The sequence below is a fragment of the Streptomyces sp. NPDC016845 genome (assembly GCF_044332585.1).
Classification (GTDB): Bacteria; Actinomycetota; Actinomycetes; order Streptomycetales; family Streptomycetaceae; genus Streptomyces.
Map to the genome: position 1 here is coordinate 1 of NZ_JBIRPI010000030.1, position 20,560 is coordinate 20,560.

The window sequence follows — 20,560 nt, forward strand, 5'->3', positions numbered from 1 at the left end:
GCCTTGCGGACCCGAGCCTCCGGGGGCGGGGGGGCCCCCCCCTCCCAGCCAAACCCGGGGGGGGGGCCCCCCGGGGACCGGGGTCCGCGGCCGCCCAGATCTGGCTCAGCCGTCGGAGACGCCCAGCTTCTCCAGGATCAGCTCCTTGACGCGAGCCGCGTCCGCCTGACCCCGGGTCGCCTTCATCACGGCCCCCACCAGGGCACCGGCGGCGGCGACCTTGCCGGACTGGATCTTCGCGACGATCCCCGCGTTGGCGGCGATGGCCTCGTCCACGGCGGTGGAGAGCGCGCCCTCGTCGGAGACGACCTTCAGGCCGCGCTTGTCGACGACCTCGTCGGGCGTGCCCTCGCCCTTGAGGACACCGTCGATGACCTGACGGGCGAGCTTGTCGTTGAGGTCGCCCTTGGCGACGAGCTCGGAGACGCGCGCCACGTGCTCGGGCGTGATGGGCAGCTCACCCAGGTCGACGCCGCGCTCGTTGGCGTTGCGGGCCAGCTCGCCCATCCACCACTTACGGGCGGAGGCGGCGTCCGCACCGGCGTTGATCGTGGCGACGATCGGGCCGATGGCACCGGCGTTGCGGATCGACTGCATGTCGTGGGCGCTGACGCCCCACTCCTCGATCAGCCGGTTGCGCTGAGCGAGCGGCAGCTCGGGGAGTTCGGCGCGCAGCGCCTCGACCCACTCGCGGGACGGGGCGACGGGGACGAGGTCGGGCTCCGGGAAGTACCGGTAGTCCTCAGCGTTGTCCTTGATCCGGCCCGACGTGGTGGAGCCGTCCTCCTCGTGGAAGTGACGGGTCTCCTGCACGATGGTGCCGCCCGACGACAGAACGGCGGCGTGGCGCTGGATCTCGTAGCGCGCGGCACGCTCGACGGAACGCAGGGAGTTCACGTTCTTCGTCTCGGAGCGCGTGCCGAACTCCTCGCGGCCGTGCGGCCGCAGGGAGAGGTTGACGTCGCAGCGCATCTGGCCCTTGTCCATGCGGGCCTCGGAGACGTCGAGCGCCTTGATGACCTCGCGCAGCTCGGCGACGTACGCCTTCGCGACCTCGGGGGCCCGCTCGCCCGCGCCCTCGATCGGCTTGGTGACGATCTCGATGAGCGGGATGCCGGCGCGGTTGTAGTCGAGGAGCGAGTGCGAGGCGCCGTGGATGCGGCCGGTGGCACCGCCGACGTGCGTCGACTTGCCGGTGTCCTCCTCCATGTGGGCGCGCTCGATCTCCACGCGGAAGACCTCGCCGTCCTCCAGCTGCACGTCGAGGTAGCCGTTGAAGGCGATGGGCTCGTCGTACTGGGAGGTCTGGAAGTTCTTCGGCATGTCCGGATAGAAGTAGTTCTTCCGGGCGAAACGGCACCATTCGGCGATCTCGCAGTTCAGCGCGAGGCCGATCTTGATGGCGGACTCGACGCCGATCTCGTTGACCACCGGCAGCGCGCCGGGCAGGCCGAGACAGGTGGGGCACGTCTGGCTGTTGGCGTCCTGCTTCAGCTCGGTGGAGCAGCCGCAGAACATCTTCGTCTTGGTGCCGAGCTCGACATGGACCTCAAGGCCCATGACCGGGTCGTACGACGCGAGCGCGTCCTCGTACGAGAGCAGCTCGGGAGTGGTCGTGGCAGTCACGGTGTTGGTACTTCCCTCTCAGCCCAGCAGGACGTCGTCGTCGCCGATGCGCTTGAGCTCGCGCAGCAGCAGGGCGAGGCCGGTGGCGATGGCGGCGGCGGAGACGACGGCGTCGACGAGCCGGAGCGTGTCGTTCTCCGTACGCGCCTTCTTGGCCTGCTTCACGACGCTGAGCGCGCCGAAAGCGGTCGTCCCGATCGACAGGTACGTGCCGGACTTGGACTTCTTGAAGCCCTTGGCCTTACCGAATGCACTCACAGCGACGGAGCCTCCTCGAGCAGCGGGTGCCCCCACTTTTCCACGAAGGCGGCCTCGACGGCGGCACCCACCTTGTAAAGGCGGTCGTCCTTCATGGCGGGAGCGATGATCTGCAGGCCGACCGGCAGGCCGTCCTCGGGCGCCAGGCCGCAGGGCAGCGACATGGCGGCGTTGCCGGCCAGGTTGGTCGGGATGGTGCACAGGTCCGCGAGGTACATCGCCATCGGGTCGTCGGCGCGCTCGCCGATCGGGAAGGCGGTGGTCGGCGTCGTCGGCGACACGATGACGTCCACCGACTCGAAGGCGGCCTCGAACTCGCGGGTGATCAGGGTGCGGACCTTCTGGGCGCTGCCGTAGTACGCGTCGTAGTAGCCGGAGCTGAGCGCGTACGTGCCCAGGATGACGCGGCGCTTGACCTCGTCGCCGAACCCGGCCTCACGGGTGAGGGCGGTGACCTCCTCGGCGGAGTGCGTGCCGTCGTCGCCGACGCGCAGGCCGTAGCGCATGGCGTCGAACCGGGCGAGGTTCGAGGAGCACTCGGAGGGCGCGATCAGGTAGTACGCGGACAGCCCCAGGTCGAACGTCGGGCAGTCCAGCTCGACGATCTCGGCGCCGAGCGACTTCAGCAGCTCGACGGACTCGTCGAAGCGCTGCATGACACCGGCCTGGTAGTGCTCGCCGCGGAACTGCTTGACGACGCCGACGCGCATGCCCTGCACGCTGCCGTTGCGCGCGGCCTCGACGACCGGCGGGACCGGCGCGTCGATGGAGGTCGAGTCGAGCGGGTCGTGCCCGGCGATGACCTCGTGAAGGAGCGCCGCGTCCAGGACCGTACGGGCGCAGGGCCCGCCCTGGTCGAGCGAGCTGGAGAACGCGACCATGCCGTACCGCGACACCCCGCCGTACGTGGGCTTGACGCCGACGGTGCCGGTGACGGCGGCGGGCTGGCGGATCGATCCGCCGGTGTCTGTGCCGATGGCGAGCGGGGCCTCGTAGGCGGCGAGCGCGGCGGAGGAGCCGCCGCCGGAGCCGCCGGGGATGCGGGTGAGGTCCCAGGGGTTGCCGGTCGGGCCGTAGGCGCTGTTCTCGGTGGAGGACCCCATGGCGAACTCGTCCATGTTGGTCTTGCCGAGGATGACGACGCCGGCCGCCTTCAGCTTCTTGGTGACCGTCGCGTCGTACGGCGGGATCCAGCCTTCGAGGATCTTGGAGCCGACGGTGGTCGGCACGCCCTCGGTGGTGAAGATGTCCTTCAGCGCGAGCGGGACGCCGGCCAGCGGGCCGAGCTTCTCGCCCCTGGCGCGCTGCTCGTCGACGGCGCGGGCCTGCGCGAGCGCGCCCTCGCGGTCGACGTGCAGGAAGGCGTGCACCTTCTCGTCGACGGCCTCGATCCGGGCCAGGTGGGCCTCGGTGACCTCGACGGCCGTCAGCTCGCCGGAAGCGATCTTCGCGGCGGTCTCGGCGGCGGTGAGCTTGATGATGTCCGTCATGGTGATTAGTCCTCCCCCAGGATCTGCGGCACCTTGAAACGCCGCTGCTCCTGGGCCGGGGCGCCGGAGAGCGCCTGCTCGGGGGTGAGCGACGGACGGACCTCGTCCGCGCGCATGACGTTGGTCAGCGGCAGCGGGTGGGAGGTCGGCGGTACGTCTTGGTCGGCGACCTCGCTGACGCGGGCGACCGCGCCGATGATGTCGTCGAGCTGGCCGGCGAAGTGGTCGAGCTCTTCGGGCTTCAGCTCCAGACGCGCCAGCCGGGCGAGGTGGGCGACCTCCTCGCGCGTGATGCCAGGCATGCAGCGATCCTCAGGGTGGGAGTGTGTGGTTTGGCCCCAATCCTATGGGGCCCGGCCCCGTGCCCGTACCCGCCCTCGGCCGTGATGCTCTTCAGCGGCCCTCAGGAGCGCGCATCCTCACCCCGGAGGGGCCCACAGGAGCACGCTTCCTAGCCCTGGAGGGGCCTCAGGAGCGCGGATCGTCCCCCTGGACCGCCGGGAGCGCCGCCGGCGTCCGCTGCCAGCCGCGGGACCCTCGCGCGCGTAGCCAGGCCGTCGTCTCGTCCGGCGGCATGGCGGCGGCGACGAGCCAGCCCTGCACCGCGTCGCAGCCGAGGTCGCGCAAGCGCTCCCACGTCTCGTCGTCCTCGACGCCCTCCGCGACGACGAGCAGGCCGAGGGAGTGGGCCAGGTCCACGGTGCAGCGGACGATCTCCGCGTCCTCGTTGTCCACGGCGAGCCGGGCGACGAACGAGCGGTCGATCTTCAGCTCGCTCACCGGGAGTCTGCGCAGGTGGACGAGGGAGGAGTAGCCGGTGCCGAAGTCGTCCAGGGACATCTTCACGCCGTGCCCGGTGAGCCCGGCGAGGGTGTCGGCGGCGCGCTGCGGGTCCTCTAGGAGCACGTGCTCCGTTATCTCCAGCTGCAGCGATCCGGCCGGGACGCCGTGGCGCGCGAGCCGTGCGGCGACGGCGCCCGCGAACCCGGGGGTGTGCACGTCCCTGGGCGACACGTTCACCGCGACGGGCACGTGCAGGCCCTGCGCCCGCCAGCGGGCCACCTGGGCGAGCGCCGTGTCCAGGACGTACTCGGTCAGGTGCGGCATGAGCCCGGAGGACTCGGCGATGGCGATGAACTCGTCGGGCGGAACCTTCCCGCGCTCCGGATGCACCCACCGTACGAGCGCCTCGAGCCCGGCGACCTGCCCGTCGAACTGCACCTTGGGCTGGTAGTGCAGCTCCACGTCCCCGGCGTCGAGCGCGAGCCGCAGGTCGCCCAGGAGGCCGAGCCGGTCGGGGGTGTTGGAGTCCCGCTTCGACTCGTACACCTCCACGCCCGTACGGTCCCGCTTGGCCTGGTACATGGCGACGTCGGCGCGGCGCAGGAGCCCTTCGGCCTCGAGCGCGTGGTCGGGGAAGACGGCGAGCCCGGCGCTGGCCTCCAGGACGAGCGTCAGCCCGTCGAGGTCGAGGGGTGAGCCGAGCGCGGCGACGAGGTTGCGGGCGACGCGCGAGGCGGAGGTCGTGGAGTCGGCGACCGGGAGCAGTACGGCGAACTCGTCGCCGCCGATCCTCGCCGCCTCGGCGCCGCGCGGCAGTGCCGCTCTCAGCCGGTCGGCGATCTGCAACAGGAGGCGGTCACCGGCGAGATGGCCGAGCGTGTCGTTGACCGAGCGGAACCGGTCGAGGTCGATCAGCATGAGCGCACTGCGCGCCCCGATCCGCTCGGCGTCGGTCAGCGCCGACCACGTCCGCTCAAGCAGCCACTGCCGGTTGGGCAGTCCGGTGAGCGGGTCGCGGAGCTGCTCCTCGGCGCGGGCCCGCGCGATCCACAGCGTGGAGTCGAGCGCGACCAGCGGGATCGCGAACAGCGGGAGCAGCACCGGCATGGCGATCGCGACGACGCAGACGAGCGGCGCGATGCCGAGCAGCGCCACGCCGACGAGTCCCTGGCGCAGGAGAGCGGGCCGCGCCAGGGCGGGCAGCCCTGCCGGACGCGGCGCGTGGACGTACCAGAGCAACGCGCGCGTGACGAGCAGATACGCCCCCGCTACGAGGATGATCTCGGGCACCGCGGAGAAGCTCCACGTCTGCGGGTCCCACGGGGACTCGACGGACGGGACGCGGCCGAACGCGGCGAGGACGAGGGCGCCCGCGCCGATTCCCAGGATGTCGACGGCGCCGTGCAGCGCGCCCTGGCGCCAGCGGTGGCGGCGGGCGACGCCGACCAGGACGACGACGGTGAGGCTGACCATTCCGGCCGGTACCCAGCCGTACAGGAGCAGCACCGCGAGGGTGAGGGCGGCGCCGGAGCCGGTCCCGCCCCACCAGCGGTCGCGGCCGAGGGCGACGAGGTGGCCGACGATGATGCCGGTCAGGACGGCGAGGGACCAGCCGACGGTGCCGGACGGGAAGAGCGCGTGGTGGCCCGCGAAGGCACGGTAGAACCCGGCGCCGAGGATGACCGCGGCGAGCGTGACGATGGCGCCGGGCAGCAGCGGCGCCGCCGCGGCCCGGGAGCCGGTGTCGGCCTGTCCGGTGAACTGGTTGCCCGCCGGGGTCGCCGCGCCGACGGTGCCGGGGGCGGACGGTCCGGCGGCGCCCGTGCCGGTCGCGACCGGGGCCAGCGGCACTGGTGTGTCCATGGCCGAGAAGGCGCTGCCGACCGGTCCTGTGCCCGGCCGGCGGGTGCCGCTTGGGCCGCCCGGGTGACGCGCTCCGCTCCGCACGGCCCCGGCGGGCCCTGCTCCGGCCGCCGGGTCCGCGGTTCCGCGTGGCTCGCCGAACCGCGCGCCGGGGCGGCCGCCGCCCGCGCGCAGCAGACCGCGTCCCGCCTCACGCCACCATGTGCGCCAGTTCACCACATCACCGCGCTCGTTCTCCCCGCGACCGCTCTCGCTGCCGTCGCCCCCGCTGTCGTGTGCCGCCGCGCGCCGCGTACGGCGGCGCGGACGCAGGTGTGAGTCCGGGGCGGCGCTCTCGGTCGGTTCCATTCCCGTCCCTCTCACAGCCGGCGGTGCCCACATCCACTGCCCGCTCCCCCGGCCGTTCCGAGAACCGGGAGATGTGCCCCATCCGCAGCAGGACATGGCAGACGCACACACTCAACATTAGGCCGCGGAAGGCTTCCACGGGCACCAGACGGTCGTGCCCGATCGCTGTTGCCCGATTGCGGCCTGACCACCCGTATGCATCTGGTATGCGCCGATCGGGTGGTCTTCAACCGCTACTCCTGGGTCGGTTCTTCCGCGGGAAGTGCCACTTCGGCGGCGGCTTCGGGTCCTTGGCCGAGCAGAACGGCGAATCCGTCCTCGTCCAGAACCGGAACCTTCGCCTGCACGGCCTTGTCGTACTTGGACCCCGGGTTCTCACCGACGACCACGAACGACGTCTTCTTGGAAACGGAACCGGTCACTTTGGCGCCTCTGCTCTGCAGGGCCTCCTTGGCGCCGTCCCGTGTGTGGTTCTGCAGGGTGCCGGTGACGACGACGGTGAGTCCTTCGAGCGGCCGCGGACCCTCGTCCTCCCCCGCCCCCTCGTCCTCGAGCCGCACTCCGGCCTCGCGCCACTTGCGCAGGATCTCGCGGTGCCAGTCCTCGGCGAACCACTGCTTCACGGAGGCGGCGATGATCCCGCCGACGCCCTCGGTGGCGGCGAGCTCCTCCTCGGTGGCCTCGTCGATGCGGTCGATGGAGCGGAACTCCCGGGCCAGCGCCTGGGCGGCGACCGGGCCGACGTGCCGGATGGAGAGCCCGTTGAGGAACCGGGCCAGCGGGCGGTCCTTGGCCGCCGCGATGTTCTCCAGCATCGCGACCGCGTTCTTCTTCGGCTCGCCCTTCTGGTTGGCGAAGACCGTGGCGACCTTCTCCTCACCGGTCTTCGGGTCGCGCTTGGGCAGCCCGCTGTCCGGGTCGAGGACGTACGCCCTGATGGGCAGCAGCTGCTCCATGGAGAGCCCGAACAGGTCGCCCTCGTCGACGACGGGCGGCTCGGAAGGCTCGAGCGGGGCGGTGAGCGCGGCGGCGGCGACCTGCCCGAAGTTCTCGATGTCCAGGCACTCGCGGCCACCGAGATAGAACAGGCGTCCGCGCAACTGGGCCGGGCAGCCACGGGCGTTGGGGCACCGCAGGTCCTTGTCGCCCTCTTTCATGGCCCGCAGCGCCGTGCCGCACTCGGGGCACTCGGCGGGCATCACGAACTCCCGCTCGCTGCCGTCGCGCAGGTCGGCGACGGGCCCGAGGATCTCGGGGATCACGTCACCGGCCTTGCGGATGACGACGGTGTCCCCGATGAGCACGCCCTTCTTCTTCACGACCTCCTGGTTGTGAAGGGTGGCGAACTCGACCTCGGAGCCCGCCACGTGCACCGGCTCCACCTGCGCGTACGGCGTGGCCCGCCCCGTACGCCCCACGCTGACCAGGATGTCGACCAGCTTGGTGTTGACCTCTTCGGGCGGGAACTTCCAGGCGATGGCCCAGCGCGGGGCGCGCGCGGTGGAGCCGAGGCGGCCCTGGAGACGGATCTCGTCGAGCTTGACGACCGCGCCGTCGATCTCGTGCTCCACGGAGTGCCGGTTCTCGCCGTAGTGGGCGATGAACGCGCGGACGCCGTCGAGGTCGTCGACGACCTTGTTGTGCCTGGCGGTGGGCAGCCCCCACTCGTGCAGCAGCTCGTACGCCTCGGAGAGCCGCTCGATGTCGAAGCCCTCGCGGGCCCCGATGCCGTGCACGACCATGTGGAGGGGGCGGGAGGCGGTGACGCGGGGGTCCTTCTGGCGCAGCGAGCCGGCCGCCGCGTTCCGTGGATTGGCGAAGGGCTTGTCACCGGCCTCCACCAGCCGCGCGTTCAGCTCCTCGAACTTCTCCATCGGGAAGAAGACTTCGCCGCGGATCTCCACGAGGGCGGGGACGCGGTCGCCCTTGAGGCGGTCGGGGATCTCCGCGATCGTGCGCACATTGGGCGTGATGTCCTCGCCGACGCGGCCGTCACCACGCGTGGCCGCGCGTGTCAGCCGCCCGTTCTCGTACGTGAGGTTGACCGCGAGGCCGTCGACCTTCAGCTCGCACAGGAAGTGGTAGCCGGGGGCGCCGACGTCCCTGGCGACGCGCTCGGCCCACGCCGCCAGTTCGAGGTCGTCGAAGGCGTTGTCCAGGGAGAGCATGCGCTCGCGGTGCTCGACGGAGGTGAACTCGGTTGCGTACGCGCCCGCTACCTTCTGCGTCGGCGAGTCCGGGGTGCGCAGCTCCGGGTACTGCTCCTCCAGCGCCTCCAGGGAGCGCAGGAGCTTGTCGAACTCGGCGTCGGAGACGACCGGCGCGTCCTTCACGTAGTACCGGAAGCGGTGTTCCTCGATCTGGTCGGCCAGGCGGCCGTGCTCGTCCCGCGCCTCGGGAGGCACGGGGCTCTGCCGCGCGACTCGGTCGATCCTGGCCGGTCCGTGATCAGCCTTGCCGGTCTGTTCGCCCTTTGCGTCCTTTGCGGCAGCCACCTTCTCGTCCTCCCGTTGCCTTCGGTCCCCGGTCACTCAGGGTTGTCCGCGAGTGATCTTGCCGCCCGGGCGCAGTGGGCGAGCGCCGCCCGTGCGTACGCGGGCGAAGCGCCCGCGAGCCCGCACGACGGCGTAACCGTGACCGTGTCCGCGAGCGACCCCGGGTTCAGTCCCAGCCTGCGCCACAGCGTCCTGACACCCATGACGCTACCGGCAGGGTCTGACAACGGACCGTCGACGCCGGGCACGACACCGGCGAACAGCTGGGTGCCTCCCTCGACCGCTTCCCCGATCACCTCGTCGTCACGCTCCGTGAGCAGGGCGAAGTCGAACGAGATCGCGTCGGCCCCGGCGCGACGGAGCAGCGCGAAGGGCACGTCGGGCGCGCAGGAGTGCACGACGACGGGCCCGCCCCCGGCGGCGGCCATGACGTCCCGCAGCGTGGACTCGACGGCCTGGCGGTCGACGGCGCGGTGGGTGCGGTACTCGCTGGCGGTCTTGACCTGCCCGCGCAGGACGGCGATGAGGGAGGGCTCGTCGAGCTGGAGGACGAGCTGGGCGCCGGGGACGCGGCGCCGGACGTCGGCGAGGTGGGCGCGGAGCCCTTCGGCGAGCGAACCGGCGAGGTCACGGCAGGCGCCGGGGTCGGAGAGCGCGGCTTCCCCGTTCCTCAGCTCCAGCGCGGCGGCGAGGGTCCAGGGCCCGACGGCCTGCACCTTGAGCGGCCCTTCGTACCCCTGGGTGAACTCCTCGAACGCGTCGAGATCCTCGCCGAGCCAGGAGCGGGCGCGCTTGGTGTCGCGGCCGGGCCGGTCGCCGATGCGCCAGCCGCTGGGCTCCACGCGCGCGTAGAGGTCCACGAGGAGCCCGGCGGTACGGCCGATCATGTCGGCGCCGGGCCCGCGCGCGGGCAGCTCGGCGAGGAACGGCATCCCCGCCTCGGGCCCCTCGAAGGAGCCGGTGACGGTCTTGGCGGCCTCTCGGGCATCGCCGCCGGGCATCGAACCGACGCCTGTGGCCGGCCCCCACCTGAAGTCGCTCTTATCGCTCACTCAGGCAGGGTACGTAACGCCGGCGGCGGGGATCCTCGTCAGGTCACCGACCTGGGCGCACCGTCAGATCGTTGACCTCGGCGTCACGAGGCAGGTCGAGCGCCATGAGAATGGTCGTGGCGACGGACTCGGGGTCGATCCAGCGCGAGGGGTCGTACTCCTTGCCCTCCTGCTGGTGCACCTTCTCCTGCATGGCGCTGGCGGTGCGGCCGGGGTAGACGGAGGTGACCCGGACCCCGTTGTCGTGCTCCTCCTTGCGCAGCGAGTCGGCGAGGGCGCGCAGGCCGTGCTTGGAGGCGGCGTACGCGGACCACTCGGGCCCCGCGTGGATGCCGGACCCGGAGTTCACGAAGAGGACGTGGCCCTGGGTGAGACGCAGCTGGGGCAGGAAGTGCCGGGTCAGCTCGGCGGGGGCGATGAGGTTGACGTTGAGCTGGTGCCGCCAGGACTTGGGGCTGAGCTCCCCGACGGGCCCGAGATCGACGACCCCGGCGATGTGCAGCAACGAGTCGATCCGATCCGGCAACGACTGGTGCGAGAACGCCCAGGACAGCCTCTCGGGGTCGGCGAGGTCGCCGACGAGCGTCTTGGCGCCGGGGAACTCGGCGGCGAGCTCCTTGGCGCGGCCCGCGTCGCGCGCGTGGAGGAAGAGTTCGTCCCCGCGCGCGTGGAGGCGGCGGGCGACGGCGGCGCCGATGCCGGAACCGGCGCCGGTGATCACGTGGGTGGCTGTGCCTGTCATGGCCCCCATGCTCGCACCCGGCGCTCATTCGATGCCCTGGGACTCCTCCAGGTAGGCGAGGGCGCCCACGGGCTCCTCGGCGAAGAACACCAGATCGGTGAGGGGAATCGGCAGGAACCCCTCGTCCTCCATCCGCCGGAACTGCTCCTTGAGTCCGTCGTAGAACCCGGCGCTGTTCAGCAGCACGATCGGCATGGTGGTCTTCCCGTGCTTCTTGAGCTCAAGGATCTCGGTGGCTTCGTCGAGGGTTCCGGTCCCACCGACCAGGATGACGACGGCGTCGGCCTTGCCGAGCAGCAGCGCCTTGCGCTCGGCGAGGTCCTTGGCGATGACCATCTCGTCCGGGGCGCTGACGGCACGCGCCTTGGCGGCGAGGAACTCGACGGACACCCCCAGGAGCCGCCCCCCGGCCTCCTGCACCCCGTCGGCGACGACCTTCATCAGCCCGCTCTCCGAGCCGCCCCACACCAGGGTGTGCCCGGCCTTGCCGAGGAGCTCGGCGAATTCGCGGGCGGGACGGGTGTAGCGCTCGTCGAGGTCGGCGGCGGAGAGGAAGACGCAGATGTTCATGGGAACAACGGTACGGGGCCCCGCGCCGGGAAGAACGGCGGCCTCGGCGGCGCTGAACCCTCCATGACTCCTGGAATCCCCGGACACAAGATCACGGTCGAGCAGGGTGCGGAGCGGGTGCGGGTGGTGCGCGACGGGCAGGTGGTGGCGGACAGTACGCGCGCGCTGGTCCTGCGGGAGACGGGCTGCCCCGAGCGCTACTACATCCCGCCGGAGGACGTGTCGACGACCCTGCTCTCCCCCTCGGACACGACGACGTACTGCCCCTTCAAGGGAACGGCGTCCTATTGGTCGCTGCCGGACGCGACGGACGCGGTGTGGTCGTACCCCGAGCCGAAGGCGGAGGTGGCGGCGATCAAGGGGCACCTGTGCTTCTACGAGGTGGAAGTGGTGGGATAGGGGCTCAGGCCATCCGGGTACACGTAGGGGCGGGGCGGGCGTGACGCAGGGTTTCGACCATCAGGGCGGTCCGACGACGCACGGCTTCGGGCCGCCCCCGCCGATGTACGCGCCGCCGGCCCCGGCGACCGGCCCCGAGTTCGTGGCGGCGGACGAGCACAACGGCATGGTCGTGGACGCCGACGGGGTCCACTTCGAGATGGGCCCGCACGGCATCGAACTCCCGTGGCCGCGCGTGCACACGGTGCGCTTCCATCCGCTCGGCGACGGTCTGTCGGTGATGGCCGTGACGGTCGAGGGGCCGGTGTACGAGTGCCGGGTCCGGGCCCGGAAGAGGTCGCAGGTGCCGCGCTGGTGCACGGAGCTGTCGGGGGTGCTGCACCACTATCTGGGGGCGCGGGCCTGAGCTCTGCGCTCGCTCAATTGGCGTCTGAGGCTGGTCAACTGCCGCCTAACCCATTCGGATGAGACGAACGGAAAGCTTTCCTCCAAAGGGCCCGTTGAACGACGGGCCGTCACACGTGCTGCCCCTCCCCTGCTGACGCAGCTTTTCCTACAACTGGCGTCACTACTGTGCCACTCCCTGCGATACCGCACCGAGGGAGACGTAGTGACAGCCGACATGGATCTGACGGATGACCCCGTACAGCAGCGCCTGCTGCGCAAGGCGATGGAGGTGTTCCAGCGAGGAGACGCTGGTCCCGTCCTGAAGGAAATGGCCCAGGAAGTCCTGGCGGGCCGAGTGAGCCTGCGCGAGGTGACCCGCATTCCCGCGTACGCGGAGGCGGTGATCGAGCAGGGGCAGGACTTCCGCAGGCAGTGGGACGCGATGCCGGACCGGGAGCGGGACGCGCTCGCCCGCAGCGGTGAACAGCAACTGGCCTCCGAACGTGTCCTCATGCAGACGGAGTGCGCCGCACGGAGGCCGGTATGACACTGACCGTGAAGTCACATGACCTGGTCGGTTACGCGGGCCTGGTACGTCGGGCGGGCGAGGACTGCGGGACCGTCCGCGCCTACCTTGACCGCAGCACAACCATCGAGTCCTCGTTCATCGGGAAACTCTGGAACCAGGCTCTAGGCGATCACACAGGGAGGGTGCGTGAGGCCCGTGACCTCCTGTGCCACTTCGACACAATTCTGAGTGCCTCGGCGGGCGAACTGAAGAAGACCGCCGCTTGGTACGACGCCGTTGACCTCGAACAGGCGCGAAAGCTGGACGCGACCTACCCGGGCGTCCGGCCCTCCCCCGTCCCGCGGCCCCGTCCGAGCGTCGGTACGACGTTCCGGGACATCCACGATGTCACCGACCGCCTCAAAGCGCCCGGCGGTGCGGACGGCTGGCTGCGGGGGCACCTGTCGGAACTCGAGTTCGCTCCAGCCAACAAGATCGCCGGGACACTGCTCGACTTCGGCAGCGTATCTGCTCTGGCGAACGAAGGGATCAAGTTCGCTTTCGGCCAGGACATCATTGGGAACGTCACCAACTGGGTCGCGGGAGACTGGCAGAACTACGCCGCTTGCGCCGATGCCTGGAACTGTCTGGGCGAGGCCAGTGCCGCTCTGGCCGCGAACATTCGGCATGGCAACGCGGTGCTCGATCTCACGTGGAACGGCAATGCCGCTGACGCCGCCTGGAAACAATTCGAAAGCTTGGCCAAAAAACTCGAAGCAACCCATGACGCGTTCCACGATCTCAGGGACCGCTATTTGCACGTGGCCAAGCTTGTCTTCTCGTTCGCCGAAACGGTGAAAGGAGGTATCGCAGAGATTTGTGACTGGGCCATCCAGGTCGCAGTCGCCGCCGCCGCGTCCACCGCGGTCGCGTTCTCCGGTGTCGGGATTGCCGGCAGCTTCGTCGGTGCGGCCTACGCAGCGGAGCGCGTAACCGCCATGGTCGAGCGGTATCGGGAACTCAGTAAGCAATACGACCGGATCATGGGCGCTGTCAATCTGGCCTTCGCGAGCACCGGCGCAGTGTGCGCTCTCGTCGGTGACATGCGGAAGTTTCCCGTGGGCGGCAAGAGCTACAACAACGCTCTCGTCTGAATACCAGTCCCAGCAGAAGGAAGCACATGGACCTCCACCGGAGACTGGCCAAGGAGGCGCGGGAGAATGACGACCGCCGGTTCACCGCCTTCGCCTTGGCATTTTTCGCTGCACTGACGACATTCGGCACCGCAACCAGGGCGCTGGACGGCACATTCACATTGCCGGTGATCGGTCTCAACGCCATGATGCTCTACGGCACATACTTGGGATTTCAGGGTTGGCGTCAACGGGAAACCCGACTTTCCTGTGCCGCCATGTTAATGCTGCCCGGGCTCTACTTCGCGGCGCACATCCTGAAGTAGAGGACGCCGCGCGCCCGCGACGCTCATCTTGGCGGCGCGGGCAACTAGTTGCAGGCAGGGACCCCAGGTCAGCACAGTTTGCAGGCCGGGCTACGCCACCACCGCAGCGCGGGACGTCGTAGCGATCGTCGCTGAGCCCACCACCCGGGTGCCGTCGTAGAGGACGATCGCCTGGCCCGGGGCCACCCCCCGGGCCGGCTCCGCGAAGGAGACGCGGAGTTCGCCGTCCACGAGTTCCGCCGTGACCGGCGTCTCGCCGCCGTGGGCGCGGAGCTGGGCCGTGTAGGTGCCCGGTCCGGACGGGGCCGATCCGCACCAGCGGGGCTTGATCGCCGTCAGGGATGTGACGTCCAGGGCCTCCGCCGGGCCCACCGTCACCGTGTTGTTCACCGGGGAGATGTCCAGGACGTAGCGGGGCTTGCCGTCGGGGGCGGGGGTGCCGATGCGGAGGCCCTTGCGCTGGCCGATGGTGAAGCCGTAGGCGCCCTCGTGGGTGCCCAGGACGTCCCCGGACTCGTCGACGATGTCGCCCGCCGCCTTGCCCAGGCGGGAGGCCAGGAAGCCCTGCGTGTCGCCGTCCGCGATGAAGCAGATGTCGTGGGAGTCGGGCTTCTTGGCGACCGCCAGGCCCCGGCGCTCCGCCTCCGCGCGGATCTCTGCCTTCGTCGTCACCGTGTCGCCCAGCGGGAACATCGCGTGCGCCAGCTGGCGGTCGTCCAGGACGCCGAGAACGTAGGACTGGTCCTTCGCCATGTCGGAGGCCCGGTGCAGTTGACGGGAGCCGGAGGCGTCCACGATCACCTGCGCGTAGTGGCCCGTGCAGACCGCGTCGAAGCCGAGGGCGAGCGCCTTGTCCAGGAGTGCCGCGAACTTGATCTTCTCGTTGCAGCGCAGGCACGGGTTCGGGGTGCGGCCCGCCTCGTACTCCGCGATGAAGTCGTCCACCACGTCCTCGCGGAAGCGTTCCGCCAGGTCCCAGACGTAGAACGGGATGCCGATGACGTCCGCCGCGCGGCGAGCGTCCCGGGAGTCCTCGATCGTGCAACAGCCGCGCGCGCCCGTGCGGAACGATTGAGGGTTTGCCGAGAGAGCCAGGTGGACGCCTGTCACGTCATGCCCGGCTTCCGCGGCGCGGGCCGCCGCCACTGCTGAGTCCACGCCCCCCGACATGGCGGCGAGCACGCGGAGGGGACGGTCGGCGGGGAGCGACGACGAGGTCGGCATCGAGGTCTGCGAAGTCATAGCACTCATTAGGGTACGGGGCCGCGGGAACCGAATCTCCCGGATATGCGTTGTGGATCTCGTACGGGGAAGACGGAGGAGGACTGGGAGCGGGGGCGCGCATGGGGGAGTCGAGTGGCCGTGACGGCGGGCGGGCCATCAGTCGGCGGTCGCTGATCGTCGGTGGTGTGGCGTCGGCCGTCGGTGTCGGGCTGCTCGCGCGCAGCGACCTCGCGCACATGTGGTGGCAGGTGCCCGGTGTCGACAAACCGCGCGAGTCCGGTGCCGTCGACTTCAGGGGCGCGGAGTGGGTCGCCGCGGCCGCTGCCAACTGGCGGCGGGCGGACCGGCCCGCCGACTACACCATCGATCGTGTGATCGTGCACGTCACGCAAGGTAGTTATCAGGGGACCCTGAAGGTTTTCAAGGATCCTTGGCACGGTGCCGCCGCCCATTACGTCGTCCGTCAGGACGGGCACATAGCCCAGATGATCCGCGAGCTCGACGTCGCCTTCCACGCGGGCAACCGCGAGTTCAACGAGCGCAGTGTCGGCATCGAGCACGAGGGGTTCGTCGACCGGCCCGAGGACTTCACCGACGCCATGTACGCGGCCTCGGCCAAGCTGACCGCCGCGATATGCAGGCGGTACGGGTTTCCCGCCGACCGCGAGCACATCATCGGGCATGTCGAAGTGCCGGGGACCGATCACACCGACCCCGGGCCCCTCTGGGACTGGGACAAGTACATGCGGCTCGTCAAAGCCGCCCACGCGCGGGCCGGTACCGCGAAGGCATAGCCCCGCTCAGGACAGGCCCGCAGACCTCGCTCGTTCCACCGCCGGGCCGATCGCCGCCGCCACCGCCTCCACGTCCGCTTTCGTCGACGTATGGCCGAGGGAGAAGCGGAGCGTGCCGCGGGCCAGGTCCGGGGCCGTGCCGGTGGCGAGGAGGACGTGGCTGGGCTGGGCGATGCCCGCTGTGCAGGCGGAGCCGGTCGAGCACTCGATGCCCTGGGCGTCCAGGAGCAGCAGGAGGGAGTCGCCCTCGCAGCCGGGGAAAGTGAAGTGCGCGTTGGCGGGGAGCCGGCCGCCGGGGGCCGGGTCGCCGCCGAGGATCGCCTCGGGGACGGTCGCGCGGACCGCCTCGACGAGGTCGTCGCGCAGGGCGCCGATCTCGCGGGCGAACCATTCTCGCTGTTCCTCGGCGATCCGGCCCGCCGTCGCGAACGCGGCGACCGCCGGTACGTCGAGCGTGCCGGAGCGGACGTGGCGCTCCTGTCCCCCGCCGTGCAGGACGGGGACGGGCGTGTACTCGCGGCCCAGGAGGAGCGCGCCGATGCCGTACGGGCCGCCGATCTTGTGGCCCGACACCGTCATCGCGGCAAGGCCGGAGGCCGCGAAGTCGACCGGGATCTGGCCGTAGGCCTGCACCGCGTCCGCGTGCAGCGGGACGTCGAATTCGCGAGCCACGTCCGCCAGTTCGCGGATCGGCTGGATCGTGCCGATCTCGTTGTTGGCCCACATGACGGTGGCCAGGGCCACGTCGGCGGGGTGGCGGGAGATCGCCTCGCGCAGCGCCTCCGGGTGCACGCGGCCGTACGCGTCGACCGGCAGGTACTCGACCGTCGCGCCCTCGTGCTCGGCGAGCCAGTGCACGGCGTCGAGGACCGCGTGGTGCTCGACGGGGCTGGCGAGGACGCGGGTGCGGGCCGGGTCGGCGGCGCGCCGGGCCCAGTACAGGCCCTTCACCGCGAGGTTGTCGGCCTCGGTGCCGCCCGCGGTCAGGACGACCTCGCTGGGGCGGGCGCCGAGGGACGCGGCGAGGGTCTCGCGGGACTCCTCGACGGTGCGCCGGGCGCGGCGGCCCGCGGCGTGCAGGGACGAGGCGTTGCCGGTGACGCCGAGGTGGGCGGTCATCACCTCGACCGCCTCCGGAAGCATCGGAGTGGTCGCGGCGTGGTCGAGGTAGGCCATGGTGGGCACGATTCTACGAGCCCTGGCGGGCATCGCGGCCCGGGGCCCGCGCCCGTCAGCCCGTGATGCTCCAGGACAGCGTGTTGTCGGCGGCGACGAACGCGAAGAGGACGACGAGGTCGGCGACGCCGAGTCCCAGGCCGAGCAGGGCGCGGCCGCGGCGGGCGGTGCCGCGCCACAGGGAGATGCCCGCGAGGGTGATCGCGATCGGGCCGAGGAAGACGTTCAGGACCAGCAGGCCGATGAGGCCGAGGACGAACGAGGCGACGGCCATGCCGTCGGTGTCCCGTCGGCCGGTGGGACGGGCGGGTGCGTCGCCCGCCTCGACGTCGCCCGCCTCGACATCGTTCGCCTCGACGTCCTTCATCTCGGCTTCGTTCGCCTCGACGTCGTTCGCCTCAGCCGTCCCCACGGCTTCGTGCGTCTCCTGCGTCCGGTCCGGTGCGGTGAGCTGCATGGTGGTACCCCCTTCTGCGTCTGCCTGCGTCTGCCTGCTTCTGCGCGGTTCAGCTCTGGTGGCGGCGGCCGTGGTGCTCGCGGAACGCGAAGACGGCCAGCCATACGCCGATCACGGCGGCGGCGACCAGCGTGAAGGACAGCGGGGCGTGGGCCACGGTGCCGAGCGCGAAGCCCAGCAGCAACAGAGCCGCTACGAGGAACAGCACGGGAAACCTCTCAGACGTGAGCGTACAAGTGGTTCTGACGTTCTGGCTTACAACTGTTCACTGATCTCCAGAGTAACCCGCCGCCCGGTTCCCAATCACGGAGAACAGTTGTTAACTGGATGACATGAGTCACACCCTCGGCATCCGGCAGGCCCAGAAGCAGAAGACCCGGCAGGCCCTTCTCGACGCGGCGCTCGAACTTCTCGAGCAGCAGAGCCTCAGCAGCCTGGGCCTGCGGGAGGTCACGCGCGCCGTGGGGGTGGCGCCGACCGCGTTCTACCGGCACTTCGACAGCACCGCCGACCTCGGTGTCGCGCTGGTCGAGCAGGCGCTCGGCAGTCTCCACGCGGTCGTCTCCGAACTGCTGACGGCGACCTGGGACAGCGAGGAACGCATCGCCCGCACCGTCGAGCTGATCGCCGCGCACGTGCGCGCCCACCCGGCCCACGTACGGTTCATCGCGCGCGAGCGCCACGGTGGCGTGCAGCGGGTCAGCGACGCGATAGGGGCGCAGCTCGCACAGTTCGCCGAGGAGGTGTGCGCGGCGCTCGGTCTCGACCCGGAGTCGGCGGGGTGGAGCCGGGACGACCTGCTGATGCTCGCGGGGCTGTACGTCGACCACATGGTGGCGACCGCGTCCGCCTTCCTGACCGCGCCGGCCGAGGACTTCGCGCGGGTGGCGGGGGTCGCGGAGCGTCAGTTGCGGCTCGTGAACCTGGGGCGCAGGCACTGGCTGGAGGGGTCATGAGTCAGGCGCCGGCCCGGTGCGTCCCGGACGGGGCACTGGCCTGGGGCGTCCCGGACGGGGCACTGGCCAGGGGCGTCATGAGCCAATAGCCTTACGGTCATGACTGCAGCGGAGTCGAACACCGACTGGTACCTCGACCGCGGCTATGCCGGGCCCTCCGGAGAGATCCGCTGGAGCGTCCTCGGGCCGGAGGGGGCGCCGCCCGTCGTCCTCGTCCACGGCACGCCGTTCTCGTCGTTCGTGTGGCGCGGTCCGGCCCGCGCGCTCGCCGCCGAGCATCGCGTGTACGTGTGGGACCTCGCGGGCTACGGCGCCTCCGAGATGCGGCGCGGGCAGGACGTCACCCTGGACGCCCAGGCCCGTACTCTCGCCGCGCTGATCGACCACTGGGGGCTGACCGAGCCCGCTGTCGTCGCGCACGATTTCGGCGGCTGCGTCGCTCTGCGCGCCCATTTGCTGCACGGCGCCGCGTACTCCCGGCTCGCCCTGGTCGACCCGGTGGCCCTCGAACCCTGGGGCAGCGCCACGTACCGGCTGTTCTCCGAACACGCGGACGTGTTCCGGCAGTTGCCAGGCGATCTGCACGAGGCGCTCGTACACCGGTACATCAGCTCGGCGAGCCACCACGGCCTGCATCCGGACACGCACGCGCGGCTCGTCGCGCCGTGGCTGACGGCGGCGGGCCAGGACGCCTTCTACCGGCAGATCGAGCAGAACGATCAGCGGTTCACCGATGACGTCCAGGGGCGTTACGGAGAGGTGCGGGTGCCTGTGCTCGTGTGCTGGGGCGCCGAGGACACCTGGATCCCGGTCGCGCGCGGGCATGAGCTGGTCGGGGCGATTCCCGGTGCCGAACTGCGGGTCATCGAGGGCGCCGGGCATCTCGTCCAGGAGGACGCGCCCGCCGAACTCACGGCCGCGCTCAGTCGGTTCCTGCGTACAGAGCGGTGATCGCTGCGGCGCAGCGGGCCAGTTCGGCGCGGGCCTCCGGCGGTTCGAGCACCTCCACGTCCGCGGCGAACGGGGCCAGGGAGCGGACCGCGCCCAGGGCCTCGTAGCCGAGGCGGACCGTGATCCATTCGCTGGTTCCGTCGTCCTCGGGGTGTGCGGTCAGGGAGTTGCCGCACATCCGCAGGAACAGGTCGAAGCGGGGGCGGCGGACCCGGGCCGTGACCTCGACGGCGGCGGGGCGCACCTCGACCCGGCGTTTCAGGAGCTCCCACACGTCCGCCAGTTCGACGCCCGCACGTCTTCTGACCGGCGCTTGCGTCGGCGTCGCCGCGTGCACCCGGTCCGCGCGGAACAGGCGCGGCACGGACCTGCGGTCGGCGACCAGGTACCAGACGCCCGCCTTGCAGACGAGACCGTACGGGTCGACGGTGTACGTGCGGGGCGCGTCGGCGCCGCTGTGCCGGTAGCGGATGCGCAGGCGGCGGTCGGCGAAGACCGCGTCCCGCAGCGCGCCGATGTCCGCCTCGTGCGGTGGCGGGCCCATCCAGCGGGACGGTTCGACCAGGATGCGGCGTGCGGTCAGTTCCGCCGCCGGGCGGTGCGGTTCGGGGAGCGCGGCCATCACCTTGCGCAGGGCCGAGCCGATCGCCGCGTCCAGGCCCAGGGCCTCGTGGGTGCCGCGCGCTGCCGCGATGAACAGGGCGCGGGATTCGTCGGCGGTCAGTCCTGTGACGTCCGTGCGGTAGCCCTGGAGGAGGGTGATGCCGCCTGCTCGGCCGCGTTCCGCGTAGACCGGGACGCCTGCGGTGCTCAGCGCTTCTATGTCCCGGTAGATCGTGCGGGTCGAGACCTCCAGGCGGGCTGCCAGCTCGTGGGCCGGGACGCGGCCGCGGGTCTGGAGGAGCAGGAGGATGGAGAGGAGGCGGTCGGACTTCACCGGGTCAGTCTGGCGTGCGCCCGCGGGGAGCGTCTGCCTGGCGATCGGGGTTGCCGGGTGCGGGTCTCGTCGTGGCTGGTCGCGC

At 71.0% G+C, this 20,560-nt stretch carries 22 protein-coding genes; 8 read left to right on the plus strand and 14 right to left on the minus strand.

Annotation, left to right across the window (positions count from 1 at the left end; all coding sequences use genetic code 11):
- Nucleotides 1–105: 105 nt before the first annotated feature.
- The 9 genes from gatB to ACH4RC_RS38000 form a co-directional block, all read right to left on the minus strand.
- Nucleotides 106–1,626, minus strand: coding sequence for an Asp-tRNA(Asn)/Glu-tRNA(Gln) amidotransferase subunit GatB (gene gatB, locus ACH4RC_RS37960; RefSeq protein ID WP_398208966.1), 1,521 nt, complete (start codon nucleotides 1,624–1,626; stop codon nucleotides 106–108).
- An 18-nt stretch (nucleotides 1,627–1,644) separates the two neighbouring features.
- Entirely contained in the window at nucleotides 1,645–1,884 is a 240-nt protein-coding gene (locus tag ACH4RC_RS37965; protein WP_398208968.1) for a hypothetical protein, read from the minus strand.
- Nucleotides 1,881–3,374 (minus strand): Asp-tRNA(Asn)/Glu-tRNA(Gln) amidotransferase subunit GatA, encoded by a 1,494-nt coding sequence (gatA, locus tag ACH4RC_RS37970; RefSeq protein WP_398208970.1) that lies wholly within the window; start codon nucleotides 3,372–3,374, stop codon nucleotides 1,881–1,883. The genes ACH4RC_RS37965 and gatA overlap by 4 nt, the downstream gene beginning before the upstream one ends.
- A 5-nt stretch (nucleotides 3,375–3,379) precedes the next feature.
- Nucleotides 3,380–3,676 (minus strand): Asp-tRNA(Asn)/Glu-tRNA(Gln) amidotransferase subunit GatC, encoded by a 297-nt coding sequence (gene gatC, locus ACH4RC_RS37975; protein ID WP_007505297.1) that lies wholly within the window; start codon nucleotides 3,674–3,676, stop codon nucleotides 3,380–3,382.
- A 166-nt stretch (nucleotides 3,677–3,842) separates the two neighbouring features.
- Nucleotides 3,843–6,368, minus strand: a complete 2,526-nt coding sequence (locus tag ACH4RC_RS37980; protein WP_398208972.1) for a putative bifunctional diguanylate cyclase/phosphodiesterase — start codon at nucleotides 6,366–6,368, stop codon at nucleotides 3,843–3,845.
- A gap of 233 nt (nucleotides 6,369–6,601) precedes the next feature.
- Entirely contained in the window at nucleotides 6,602–8,800 is a 2,199-nt protein-coding gene (ligA, locus tag ACH4RC_RS37985) for an NAD-dependent DNA ligase LigA (protein ID WP_398209069.1), read from the minus strand.
- 95 nt (nucleotides 8,801–8,895) lie between these two features.
- Nucleotides 8,896–9,915 (minus strand): methionine synthase, encoded by a 1,020-nt coding sequence (locus ACH4RC_RS37990; protein WP_398208974.1) that lies wholly within the window; start codon nucleotides 9,913–9,915, stop codon nucleotides 8,896–8,898.
- A gap of 43 nt (nucleotides 9,916–9,958) precedes the next feature.
- A complete protein-coding gene (locus ACH4RC_RS37995) occupies nucleotides 9,959–10,657 on the minus strand; it encodes an SDR family oxidoreductase (RefSeq protein ID WP_398208976.1) in 699 nt (232 codons plus the stop codon).
- A 24-nt stretch (nucleotides 10,658–10,681) separates the two neighbouring features.
- A complete protein-coding gene (locus tag ACH4RC_RS38000) occupies nucleotides 10,682–11,227 on the minus strand; it encodes a TIGR00730 family Rossman fold protein (RefSeq protein WP_398208977.1) in 546 nt (181 codons plus the stop codon).
- Between the two features lie 63 nt (nucleotides 11,228–11,290).
- Between ACH4RC_RS38000 and ACH4RC_RS38005 the strand changes: the two genes are divergently transcribed.
- The 5 genes from ACH4RC_RS38005 (at nucleotide 11,291) to ACH4RC_RS38025 (ending at nucleotide 13,980) form a co-directional block, all read left to right on the plus strand.
- On the plus strand, nucleotides 11,291–11,626 hold the full coding sequence (locus ACH4RC_RS38005; protein WP_398208979.1) for a DUF427 domain-containing protein: 336 nt from the start codon (nucleotides 11,291–11,293) through the stop codon (nucleotides 11,624–11,626).
- 40 nt (nucleotides 11,627–11,666) lie between these two features.
- Nucleotides 11,667–12,032, plus strand: a complete 366-nt coding sequence (locus ACH4RC_RS38010; protein ID WP_398208980.1) for a hypothetical protein — start codon at nucleotides 11,667–11,669, stop codon at nucleotides 12,030–12,032.
- A gap of 204 nt (nucleotides 12,033–12,236) precedes the next feature.
- On the plus strand, nucleotides 12,237–12,560 hold the full coding sequence (locus ACH4RC_RS38015) for a hypothetical protein (protein WP_398208982.1): 324 nt from the start codon (nucleotides 12,237–12,239) through the stop codon (nucleotides 12,558–12,560).
- Nucleotides 12,557–13,675, plus strand: coding sequence for a hypothetical protein (locus tag ACH4RC_RS38020; RefSeq protein WP_398208983.1), 1,119 nt, complete (start codon nucleotides 12,557–12,559; stop codon nucleotides 13,673–13,675). The genes ACH4RC_RS38015 and ACH4RC_RS38020 overlap by 4 nt, the downstream gene beginning before the upstream one ends.
- 26 nt (nucleotides 13,676–13,701) lie before the next feature.
- A complete protein-coding gene (locus ACH4RC_RS38025) occupies nucleotides 13,702–13,980 on the plus strand; it encodes a hypothetical protein (protein WP_398208985.1) in 279 nt (92 codons plus the stop codon).
- Nucleotides 13,981–14,070: 90 nt separating this feature from the next.
- On the opposite strand, the gene mnmA is transcribed toward ACH4RC_RS38025, so the two are convergent.
- Entirely contained in the window at nucleotides 14,071–15,222 is a 1,152-nt protein-coding gene (mnmA, locus tag ACH4RC_RS38030) for a tRNA 2-thiouridine(34) synthase MnmA (protein ID WP_398208987.1), read from the minus strand.
- A gap of 101 nt (nucleotides 15,223–15,323) precedes the next feature.
- Between mnmA and ACH4RC_RS38035 the strand changes: the two genes are divergently transcribed.
- A complete protein-coding gene (locus ACH4RC_RS38035) occupies nucleotides 15,324–15,998 on the plus strand; it encodes an N-acetylmuramoyl-L-alanine amidase (RefSeq protein WP_398208989.1) in 675 nt (224 codons plus the stop codon).
- A gap of 6 nt (nucleotides 15,999–16,004) precedes the next feature.
- On the opposite strand, the gene ACH4RC_RS38040 is transcribed toward ACH4RC_RS38035, so the two are convergent.
- The 3 genes from ACH4RC_RS38040 to ACH4RC_RS38050 form a co-directional block, all read right to left on the minus strand.
- Nucleotides 16,005–17,174: a cysteine desulfurase family protein gene (locus tag ACH4RC_RS38040; protein ID WP_398208991.1), complete on the minus strand. Its 1,170-nt coding sequence runs from the start codon at nucleotides 17,172–17,174 to the stop codon at nucleotides 16,005–16,007.
- Nucleotides 17,175–17,229: 55 nt separating this feature from the next.
- Nucleotides 17,230–17,448, minus strand: coding sequence for a DUF4190 domain-containing protein (locus ACH4RC_RS38045; protein WP_398209071.1), 219 nt, complete (start codon nucleotides 17,446–17,448; stop codon nucleotides 17,230–17,232).
- Nucleotides 17,449–17,680: 232 nt separating this feature from the next.
- Nucleotides 17,681–17,839, minus strand: coding sequence for a hypothetical protein (locus tag ACH4RC_RS38050; RefSeq protein ID WP_398208993.1), 159 nt, complete (start codon nucleotides 17,837–17,839; stop codon nucleotides 17,681–17,683).
- A gap of 124 nt (nucleotides 17,840–17,963) precedes the next feature.
- On the opposite strand from ACH4RC_RS38050, the gene ACH4RC_RS38055 reads away from it, so the two are divergent.
- Both ACH4RC_RS38055 and ACH4RC_RS38060 read left to right on the plus strand, forming a co-directional pair.
- On the plus strand, nucleotides 17,964–18,587 hold the full coding sequence (locus tag ACH4RC_RS38055) for a TetR family transcriptional regulator (RefSeq protein ID WP_398208995.1): 624 nt from the start codon (nucleotides 17,964–17,966) through the stop codon (nucleotides 18,585–18,587).
- Between the two features lie 99 nt (nucleotides 18,588–18,686).
- On the plus strand, nucleotides 18,687–19,538 hold the full coding sequence (locus tag ACH4RC_RS38060) for an alpha/beta fold hydrolase (protein WP_398208997.1): 852 nt from the start codon (nucleotides 18,687–18,689) through the stop codon (nucleotides 19,536–19,538).
- On the opposite strand, the gene ACH4RC_RS38065 is transcribed toward ACH4RC_RS38060, so the two are convergent.
- Nucleotides 19,510–20,475, minus strand: coding sequence for a helix-turn-helix transcriptional regulator (locus tag ACH4RC_RS38065; protein WP_398208998.1), 966 nt, complete (start codon nucleotides 20,473–20,475; stop codon nucleotides 19,510–19,512). The genes ACH4RC_RS38060 and ACH4RC_RS38065 overlap by 29 nt on opposite strands.
- Nucleotides 20,476–20,560: the final 85 nt, after the last annotated feature.

Excerpts from the sequence above, each read along its gene's own strand:
- gatA (WP_398208970.1), bottom strand. The coding sequence starts at position 3,374 with ATGACGGACATCATCAAGCTCACCGCCGCCGAGACCGCCGCGAAGATC.
- gatC (WP_007505297.1), bottom strand. The coding sequence starts at position 3,676 with ATGCCTGGCATCACGCGCGAGGAGGTCGCCCACCTCGCCCGGCTGGCG.
- ACH4RC_RS37980 (WP_398208972.1), bottom strand. The coding sequence starts at position 6,368 with ATGGAACCGACCGAGAGCGCCGCCCCGGACTCACACCTGCGTCCGCGC.
- ACH4RC_RS37995 (WP_398208976.1), bottom strand. The coding sequence starts at position 10,657 with ATGACAGGCACAGCCACCCACGTGATCACCGGCGCCGGTTCCGGCATC.
- ACH4RC_RS38000 (WP_398208977.1), bottom strand. The coding sequence starts at position 11,227 with ATGAACATCTGCGTCTTCCTCTCCGCCGCCGACCTCGACGAGCGCTAC.
- ACH4RC_RS38005 (WP_398208979.1), top strand. The coding sequence starts at position 11,291 with ATGACTCCTGGAATCCCCGGACACAAGATCACGGTCGAGCAGGGTGCG.
- ACH4RC_RS38020 (WP_398208983.1), top strand. The coding sequence starts at position 12,557 with ATGACACTGACCGTGAAGTCACATGACCTGGTCGGTTACGCGGGCCTG.
- ACH4RC_RS38025 (WP_398208985.1), top strand. The coding sequence starts at position 13,702 with ATGGACCTCCACCGGAGACTGGCCAAGGAGGCGCGGGAGAATGACGAC.
- mnmA (WP_398208987.1), bottom strand. The coding sequence starts at position 15,222 with ATGACTTCGCAGACCTCGATGCCGACCTCGTCGTCGCTCCCCGCCGAC.
- ACH4RC_RS38035 (WP_398208989.1), top strand. The coding sequence starts at position 15,324 with ATGGGGGAGTCGAGTGGCCGTGACGGCGGGCGGGCCATCAGTCGGCGG.
- ACH4RC_RS38040 (WP_398208991.1), bottom strand. The coding sequence starts at position 17,174 with ATGGCCTACCTCGACCACGCCGCGACCACTCCGATGCTTCCGGAGGCG.
- ACH4RC_RS38045 (WP_398209071.1), bottom strand. The coding sequence starts at position 17,448 with ATGGCCGTCGCCTCGTTCGTCCTCGGCCTCATCGGCCTGCTGGTCCTG.
- ACH4RC_RS38055 (WP_398208995.1), top strand. The coding sequence starts at position 17,964 with ATGAGTCACACCCTCGGCATCCGGCAGGCCCAGAAGCAGAAGACCCGG.
- ACH4RC_RS38060 (WP_398208997.1), top strand. The coding sequence starts at position 18,687 with ATGACTGCAGCGGAGTCGAACACCGACTGGTACCTCGACCGCGGCTAT.